Origin of the sequence: Agaribacter flavus, assembly GCF_042646125.1 — a bacterium.
Lineage (GTDB): Bacteria > Pseudomonadota > Gammaproteobacteria > Enterobacterales > Alteromonadaceae > Glaciecola > Glaciecola flavus.
Genome location: NZ_JBHRSW010000019.1, coordinates 1 through 519, shown reverse-complemented (window position 1 = coordinate 519; position 519 = coordinate 1). Strand labels below are relative to the sequence as shown.

2 tRNA genes are annotated in these 519 nt (G+C 43.9%); both read left to right on the top strand.

Features of this window, described 5'->3' with window-relative positions:
• Window positions 1-97: 97 nt before the first annotated feature.
• Window positions 98-173, top strand: a tRNA-Ala gene (locus tag ACFOHL_RS11945).
• Between the two features lie 97 nt (window positions 174-270).
• A tRNA-Ile gene (locus tag ACFOHL_RS11940) sits at window positions 271-347 on the top strand.
• Window positions 348-519: the final 172 nt, after the last annotated feature.

The window sequence follows — 519 nt, the reverse complement described above, 5'->3', positions numbered from 1 at the left end:
GGGGTTGGATCACCTCCTTACTAAAGTTTGAGACGTATTATGCAGTGCTCACACAGATTGTTTTGCTGAAAAGAAAAGCGCGTAAAGTCAAAGTAATGGGGCTATAGCTCAGCTGGGAGAGCGCCTGCCTTGCACGCAGGAGGTCAGCAGTTCGATCCTGCTTAGCTCCACCATTTTTTGCAGTAGGTGTTTGTAGGTCACGCCTTGTGGACAGGCATATCCTTGCTGCGCAAGCAATTCACTCGTGTGTCGAGTTGATTTTTGCAGCATAGGCTTGTAGCTCAGCTGGTTAGAGCGCACCCCTGATAAGGGTGAGGTCGGCAGTTCAAGTCTGCCCAAGCCTACCAATATATTTGGCGAGAGATAATACGAACAACAAAGAGCCTTAATGAATAATGTGAATTATTGATTAAGGTTTTTTTAACCTTGAGATGTAATGCTTGGCATTACATGCGCTCTTTAACAATTTGGAAAGCTGATAAAGTAATCAATATTATTTAACGAAAGAGTCAGTCATCG